The organism is Nocardioides sp. NPDC059952 (assembly GCF_042730435.1).
Taxonomy (GTDB): domain Bacteria; phylum Actinomycetota; class Actinomycetes; order Propionibacteriales; family Nocardioidaceae; genus Nocardioides.
Genome location: NZ_JBHWLY010000048.1, coordinates 38,104 through 45,896 on the forward strand (window position 1 = coordinate 38,104; position 7,793 = coordinate 45,896).

Annotated in this window: 6 protein-coding genes; all 6 read left to right on the top strand. The window is 70.6% G+C overall.

Annotated elements, in window-relative coordinates; genetic code table 11:
• Nucleotides 1-26 precede the first annotated feature (26 nt).
• A complete protein-coding gene (locus ACFV9G_RS20325) occupies nt 27-1,106 on the top strand; it encodes a branched-chain amino acid aminotransferase (protein WP_378729347.1) in 1,080 nt (359 codons plus the stop codon).
• 197 nt (nt 1,107-1,303) lie between these two features.
• On the top strand, nt 1,304-2,809 hold the full coding sequence (locus tag ACFV9G_RS20330; RefSeq protein WP_378729348.1) for a protein kinase: 1,506 nt from the start codon (nt 1,304-1,306) through the stop codon (nt 2,807-2,809).
• Between the two features lie 165 nt (nt 2,810-2,974).
• The gene (cimA, locus tag ACFV9G_RS20335) at nt 2,975-4,585 is read left to right on the top strand and encodes a citramalate synthase (protein ID WP_378729349.1); all 1,611 of its coding nucleotides are present in this window, start codon (nt 2,975-2,977) and stop codon (nt 4,583-4,585) included.
• A 64-nt stretch (nt 4,586-4,649) separates the two neighbouring features.
• Nucleotides 4,650-5,189, top strand: a complete 540-nt coding sequence (locus ACFV9G_RS20340; RefSeq protein WP_378729350.1) for an NADPH-dependent FMN reductase — start codon at nt 4,650-4,652, stop codon at nt 5,187-5,189.
• A 99-nt stretch (nt 5,190-5,288) separates the two neighbouring features.
• Nucleotides 5,289-6,239 carry a GNAT family N-acetyltransferase gene (locus ACFV9G_RS20345; RefSeq protein ID WP_378729351.1) on the top strand — a complete coding sequence of 317 codons (951 nt, stop codon included), beginning with the start codon at nt 5,289-5,291 and terminating at the stop codon, nt 6,237-6,239.
• A 9-nt stretch (nt 6,240-6,248) separates the two neighbouring features.
• Nucleotides 6,249-7,655 carry an amidase gene (locus ACFV9G_RS20350; RefSeq protein WP_378729352.1) on the top strand — a complete coding sequence of 469 codons (1,407 nt, stop codon included), beginning with the start codon at nt 6,249-6,251 and terminating at the stop codon, nt 7,653-7,655.
• The last annotated feature ends 138 nt before the right edge of the window (nt 7,656-7,793 follow it).

Here is a 7,793-nt window from a genome sequence, read left to right on the forward strand (position 1 = left end):
CGCAGAACAGGACTAATCTCATGGTCATGGAGATCAGCACCACATTGTCGACCCAACCGGCCACCGACAAGCAGCTCGCGGAGGTCCTGGCGAACCCAGGCTTCGGCAACCATTTCACCGATCACATGCTCACCGTCGAGTGGACGCCCGAACAGGGTTGGCACAACGGTCGCATCGAGGCGTACGCACCGCTCAGCCTGGATCCGTCGGCAGCCGTGCTGCACTACGCCCAGGAGATCTTCGAGGGGATGAAGGCCTACCGGCACGAGGACGGCTCGATCTGGTCGTTCCGTCCCGAGGCCAACGCCGCCCGGATGGCCCGCTCCAGCGAGCGGCTCGCGCTGCCCGTCCTCGACATCGAGGACTTCGTGCAGACCGTCTTCGACCTGGTCAAGGTCGACCAGCGGTGGGTGCCCGAGGCCTCCGAGACCGACGAGAAGAGCCTCTACCTGCGGCCCTTCATGTTCGCCTCGGAGTCGTTCCTCGGCGTGCGCCCGGCCCAGCACGTGACCTACATGGTCATCGCCTCGCCCGCCGGCTCCTACTTCAAGGGCGGCGTGAAGCCGGTGCGGATCTGGCTCACCGAGGACTACACCCGCGCCGGCCGCGGCGGCATGGGTGCGGCCAAGACCGGCGGCAACTACGCCTCCTCCCTGGTCGCCCAGGCCGAGGCCTCGGCCAACGGCTGCGACCAGGTGGTGTTCCTGGACGCGCAGGAGGGCAAGTACGTCGAGGAGCTCGGCGGCATGAACCTCTACTTCGTCCACGCTGACGGCCGCATCGTCACCCCCGAGACCGGCACCATCCTCGAGGGGATCACCCGCGCCTCCATCATCGAGCTCGCGGGCAAGCTCGGCTACACCGTCGAGGAGCGCCGGTTCGCGATCGACGAGTGGAAGGCCGGCGTCGAGTCCGGCGAGATCACCGAGGTCTTCGCCTGCGGCACCGCCGCCGTCGTCACCCCGGTCGGCGAGCTCGTCCACAACGGCGGCTCCATCGCCTCCGCCGGTGACGGCGAGGTCTGGAAGACCATCCGCAAGCAGCTCGTCGACATCCAGTTCGGCCGCGCCGAGGACACCTTCGGCTGGATGCGCAAGATCGTCTGACCCCGCAGGCCGAGAAGCCACTCGCGTCGGCCGAGGCGTCAGGCACGCAGGTCGAAGCGTCACCCCGGTCGGCCGAGGTGGCACCCCGGTGCCATCTCGGCCGACGCAGGTGACGCCTCGGCCTGCGGGAGCGACGCCTCGGCCGACGTACGTGACGTCTCGGCCGGGTGTCGGCTGCGGCCGATAAGGTTTGTCACGTGACGACAGCCCCTCGCCGTCTCCCGGCGAACCAACGGGACACCGTTGGTGACTACGACCTGCTCTCCCTGCTGGGGCAGGGCGGGATGGGCCGGGTCCACCTGGCCAGCCACCGTGCGAGCGGTGAGCGGGTGGCGCTGAAGGTGCTGCGCACCCAGTTCGTGGGGGATGAGGAGGGCCGCCATCGGCTCGCGCGCGAGGTCTCCTCGCTGCAGCGGGTGCGGAGCAGGTGGGTGGCCGGCGTGGTCGGCGCCGACCCGTGGGGTGAGGTGCCCTGGCTGGCGACCCGCTACGTGCCGGGACCGACGCTGCACGACAAGATCGTCAACGAGGGTGTGCTCTCGCGCGAGGAGGTCGAGCAGCTGGCCAGCGATCTGGCCGAGGGCATCGCCGACTGCCATGCCGTCGGTGTCCTCCACCGCGACATCAAGCCGGCCAACATCATCGTCGAGGGGCGCACCCCGATCCTGATCGACTTCGGGCTCGCCCGCGTCACCGACGACCCGAAGATCACCGTCACCGGCCTGCTGATCGGCACGCCCGGCTACCTTCCGCCCGAGATCGCCGTCGGCGACCCGGCAACCCCGGCCTCGGACGTGCACTCGTGGGCCTCCGTGGTGGCGTACGCAGCGACCGGCCGCCCGCCCTTCGGCGAGGGCAACGCGATGAAGCTGATGGACCGCGCCCGGCGCGGTGAGCACGACCTCGAGGGAGTGCCGCAGCCGCTGCGCGGGCTGCTCGGCCAGGCGCTCTCACCCGACCCCGCCGACCGCCCGACGCTGGACGAGGTGCGTGAGTGGCTGCGTACGCCGCGCCGGCCGTTCGTGCACCGGCCGGTCGAGCAGCTCTCGCTGAGCGACCGGGCAGAGCGGGAGAAGGCCACCACCCCGGCCGCGCCGTTCCCGCCCGTCGCGAAGATCGCTCCGCCACCCAACAAGCGCCTGGAGAAGCTGCGCCGCGGGGCCCTCTGGCTCGGTCTGCTCGCCTTCGCGGTCGGCGTGATCGCGGCGTTCCCGAGCATCGGGTTCTGGACTGTGCTCGGCGCCGCCTGGCTGATCCGCGCCGGCACTCTCGCAGCCGGAGACCTGCGCCGCTGGCGGTGGTATCGCGGCCGCAAGTGGCACGACGCGCCCCGGCTCCTGATCGGCGCCCCGTGGCGGCTGGTCCGTTCGCTCCCGAAGACGTTCGTCGTCGGGGTGTGGGGCTTCGGCTTCGTGGTGGCGGCGGTGCTGATCGGCTTCGCCCTGCAGCTCTCCCTCGAGGCGGCGCTGGGACTCGCCGGCCTGGCGTTCGTCGTCGCGCTGTGGACCGGGTCCGGACGTGACCGGCTGCGTGACCCGGTGACCAAGGCGGTCCACCGGATCTCGGCGCGCTGGGTGCCGTGGATCCTCGGGTTCGCCGTGGTCGTCACCCTGGCGCTCTTCCCGATCCAGACCCTCTCCGAGGAGGGCTCGCAGTTCTCCGGCGGCGACGAGCCGTGGTGGGTCGAGCTCCTCGGCTGGTGAGACGCTCGTCCCACGGGAGGAGATTTCGTGGCAGTATCGGGGCCATGACGACCCACGTCATCATCATTCGCTAGCGCGTCGAGCACCTGCCCGACGCGCCACCCTCTCGTTCCCGAGAGGGTTTTTTGTTGCCCAGCCCCAGGCCGACCCGAGGACACAAGAGCCATGGAATTCCACGTCTACGACACCACCCTGCGCGACGGTGCGCAGCAGGAGGGCCTCAACCTCAGCGTCGCCGACAAGCTCGCGATCGCCCGGCACCTCGACGGCCTGGGCGTCGGGTTCATCGAGGGCGGCTGGCCGGGTGCGAACCCGAAGGACACCGAGTTCTTCAAGCGGGCCGTCTCCGAGCTCGATCTCAAGCACGCGCGGCTGGCGGCGTTCGGGTCGACCCGCCGGGCCGGGGTGCGGGCGGCTGACGACCCCCAGGTCGCCGCGCTCCGCGACTCCGGCGCGTCCGTCGTCACCCTCGTGGCCAAGTCCCACGACCGCCACGTCGAGCTCGCGCTGCGCACCACGCTCGAGGAGAACCTCGCGATGATCCGCGACACGGTCTCCCACCTGCGCGAGGAGGGCCAGCAGGTCTTCCTCGACGCCGAGCACTTCTTCGACGGCTACCGGGCCAACCGCGACTACGCCCTGGAGGTGCTGAGGACGGCCTACGACGCGGGCGCCGAGGTGGTCGCGCTGTGCGACACCAACGGCGGCATGCTTCCGGGCTGGGTGGCCGACGTCGTCCACGATGTCCGCACCGCCACCCAGGGGGCGGTCGGGATCCACTGCCACAACGACACCGGGTGTGCGGTCGCCAACTCGCTGGCCGCCGTGGACGCCGGCGCGATGCACGTCCAGGGCTGCATCAACGGCTACGGGGAGCGTACGGGCAATGCCGACCTCGTCTCCGTGGTCGCCAACCTGGAGCTGAAGCTGGGCCGCGAGGTGCTGCCGACGGGGCTGCTGGGCGAGGCGACCCGCGTCGCCCACGCGGTCGCCGAGGTGACCAACGTGCCGCCCGCAGGCCGGCAGCCGTACGTCGGTGCCTCCGCGTTCACCCACAAGGCCGGGCTGCACGCCTCCGCCATCAAGGTGGACCCCAACCTCTACCAGCACATGGACCCGGCCGGCGTCGGCAACGACATGCGGCTGCTGGTCTCGGACATGGCCGGGCGGGCCTCGATCGAGCTGAAGGGACGCGAGCTCGGCTACGACCTCTCCGACGATCGCGACCTGGTGACTCGGGTGACCGATCGGGTCAAGGAGGCCGAGCAGCGTGGCTACACCTTCGAGGCGGCCGACGCCTCCTTCGAGCTGCTCCTGATCGAGGAGGTCGAGGGCTCCCGTCCCTCCTTCTTCGAGGTCGAGTCCTGGCGGGTCATCTCCGAGGCCCGCGGTGGTGGCCACGAGGCCGCCTCGACGACCGAGGCGATCGTCAAGATCCACGCCGACGGCGTACGTCACGTCTCGACCGGCGAGGGCAACGGCCCGGTCAATGCGCTCGACCAGGCATTGCGGGCCGCGATCACGCGTGCCTTCCCGGTGGTCGCCGACTTCGACCTGATCGACTTCAAGGTGCGGCTCTTCGACCAGGGACACGGCACCGACGCGAGGACCCGGGTGCTGATCGAGACCTCCGACGGCTCGACGCCGTGGACGACGGTCGGGGTCGGGTCGAACGTGATCGAGGCGTCGTGGGAGGCCCTGGTCGACGGGCTCACCTTCGGGCTGCGCCGGCATGTGGGCGAGACCACACTCCCGGAGGCCGCTGTCACGGAATGAACCTCCGCCGCGAGGACGTTGGACACTTCAACATTGAACTTTCCGTGTCCTACGAGGAGAACCCGTGACCGACACCCGTATCGCCGTACTCGTTGGCAGCCTGCGCGCCGACTCCATCAACCGCAAGCTCGCCGAGAAGCTGGTCGCCGAGGCGCCTGATGGTGTCGTCCTGGAGATCGTCGACGGGCTGGCGGACGTGCCGTTCTTCAACGAGGACCTCGAGGCCGACCCGGGCGAGGCCGTGAGCCAGCTCCGCAAGGTGATCGACGAGGCCGACCGCGTCCTCATCGTGACCCCTGAGTACAACGGCACGATGCCCGCCGTCATCAACAACGCGATCGACTGGCTCTCGCGCCCCTACGCGGCCGGCGTGCTCAAGGGCAAGATCCTCTCCGTCGTCGGCGTCGCCCCGACCCCCTACGGTGCCAAGTGGTCCCACGCCGACGCCGCCCGCTCGGCCGGCATCGGCGGCGCCATCGTCGTCGAGGACGCCATCGTCTCCCAGCCGGTCCACGAGATCGACGTGTTCACCGACGCTGACGCCCAGGCCCGCTTCACCGAGGCCGTCGCGAAGCTTGCGGGATTCGAGCCCGCAGCCGCCTGATCCCCATCCAGGAGGCATCGAAGGGCAGGTCCGCGGGGGAGACCTGCCCTTCGTCATTTATCGCGTGCGCGAAGAGCGATTCAGCCGTACGTTTCGGGCATGAGTGGACCGGTGAAGCAGCTCCGTCTGGTGGTCGAGGCCAAGGACTACGCAGAGGCGGTGGCGTTCTACCGCGACACCCTCGGCCTGCCGGAGGAGGCCGCGTTCTCCGGGCCCGGTGAGGCTCATGTGACGATCCTGGACGCCGGCCGGGCCACGCTCGAGCTCGCCAACTCCGCCCAGCACGCCTACATCGACGAGGTCGAGGTCGGTCGTCCGGCCGCCGGCCACGTACGGGTGGCGTTCGAGGTCGAGGACTCCGCCGCCGTCGCTTCCCGGCTCGTCGATGGCGGTGCCGCGCTCGTCGCGCCGCCCACCCGCACGCCGTGGGAGTCCCTCAACGCCCGTCTCGACGGGCCGGCGGGTCTGCATCTGAGTGTCTTCCAGGAGCTCGCCGAGCCGGCGCTGGCGCCGGACTACCCGGTCACCACCGAACGGTTGGCGCTGCGCCCGATCGACGTCGAGCGCGACCTTGACGACCTGCACGCCTATCTCTCGCTCGAGGAGGTGTGCCGTTTCATCCCGCCGGTGCCGCGTGACCGCGAGCAGCTGCGGAAGGCGTACGCACCCGAGAGGCGCCTCTCCGTCCTGCGCCAGGAGGGAGAGGTGCTCTGCCTCGCCGTCGAGCACGAGGGCCGGCTGATCGGCGACGTGGTGCTCTTCTGGCACAGCAAGGAGCAGCGCTCGGGGGAGATCGGCTACGCCTTCAACCCCGAGTTCAGCGGCCGTGGCTTCGCCACCGAGACCGCACGGGCGCTGCTGGGCCTGGCGTTCGACGGACTCGGCCTGCACCGGGTGACCGCCAGGGTCGACGAGCGCAACGAGGCCTCGGCGCGGGTGATCGAGCGGCTCGGGATGCGCAAGGAGGCGGTCGAGCGTGAGGCCGAGTGGTTCAAGGGCGAGTGGACGACATTGGTGCACTACGCGATGCTCGAGGACGAGTGGCGTTAGCCTGCAGGGGTGGCCGAGCTTCATGATCTGACCGCCCTGGAACAGGGAGAGCTGCTGCATCGATGCGAGGTCTCCCCGGGAGAGATCGCCGAGCACTATCTCGACCGGATCGCCCGGCTCGACGATGTCGGTGCCTTCGTCACGGTGGCTGAGGAGCGGATCTCCACGTGTGCTCGGGAGCTCGCGGTGAAGCCGGTCGGCGCCTCACCGCTGTGGGGCGTACCCACCGCGATCAAGGACCTCAACCTCACCCGCGGAGTGCGTACGACCTTCGGGTCGGCGGTCTTCGCCGACTTCGTCCCCGACGTCTCCGACAACGTGACGCTCTCGATCGAGGCGGCCGGGATGATCTCCCTCGGGAAGACCAACACCCCCGAGTTCGGCTCGCCCTGCTACACCGAGCCCGATGTGGCGCCGCCTGCCGTCACCCCCTGGGACCGTACGCGGATCGCCGGTGGCTCCTCCGGGGGTGCTGCCGCGGCGGTCGCCGCCGGGCTCGTTCCGGTCGCGCAGGGCTCCGACGGCGGCGGCTCGATCCGGATCCCGGCGTCGTGCTGCGGGCTGGTCGGCCTCAAGCCGACTCGTGGGCGGATCTCCCCGTCCCCGATGTACGGCGACGCGGCCGGACTCGCCACCGCCGGTCCGATCGCTCGGTCGGTGCGGGACGCGGCGGCCTTCCTCGACGTGCTCGCCGGGCGGCGTACGGGCGATCCCTTCTGGGCTCCGTCGGAGCCCGCTCCGTTCCTGGACGCGTGCGAGCGGCCGCCGGGGCGGCTGCGCATCGCCCGGTTCATCGAGCCGTTGATCGCCCCGACCTCGGTCGACGTCGAGTGCGTCGCGGCCTGGGAGAACGCCTCCGCCCTGTTGGAGTCGCTGGGCCACGAGATCGTCGACATCCCACGGCCGCTGCCGGTCGAGGCGGTCGCGGTCTTCGAGACGGTCTGGGCCGTCGGCACCGCGATGTCGGTCGTCAACCTGACGCCCGAACAGCGGTCGCAGATCCGGCCGCTGACCCGCTGGCTCACCGAGCAGGGGGAAGCGGTCAGTGGTCCGGCCTTCGGACTGGCGATCGCGGAGCTGCGTCGCTTCGCCGCCGGGGCGCTCGAGGCGCTGGCCCCCTACGACGCCGTGCTCACCCCGACTCTCGCCACCCCGCCCCCGAAGGTCGGCGAGATCCGCGACGATGCCGACCCCGCGCGCGACTTCCAGGCCCAGAAGGAGTTCACCCCCTGGACCTCCGCCTGGAACGTCACCGGCATGCCCGCCATCTCCCTGCCCCTCCACTGGACCCCGTCCGGTCTCCCGGTCGGGGTCATGCTCGCCGCCCGCCCCGCCGAGGAGCCCCTCCTGCTGTCCCTCGCGGCCCAGATCGAAGACGCCGCCCTCTGGGACCACCGCCTCCCGCCCGGCTGGTAACCCCTCGCCGAAACCGCATAAATGGCGAGCCGAATCGGTAGTTGTGGGGGGGGGAAGTGGTCGTTGGTGGGGCCCAACATACCGCGCGGGCGCCGGGACAAACCATTCGGGGGGGGGGAGTGGGCGCGGGCGCGGGGC

Bases quoted from the DNA above. Each gene is read 5' to 3' on its own strand.
- ACFV9G_RS20345 (WP_378729351.1), top strand. From the start codon at position 5,289: ATGAGTGGACCGGTGAAGCAGCTCCGTCTGGTGGTCGAGGCCAAGGAC.
- cimA (WP_378729349.1), top strand. From the start codon at position 2,975: ATGGAATTCCACGTCTACGACACCACCCTGCGCGACGGTGCGCAGCAG.
- ACFV9G_RS20325 (WP_378729347.1), top strand. From the start codon at position 27: ATGGAGATCAGCACCACATTGTCGACCCAACCGGCCACCGACAAGCAG.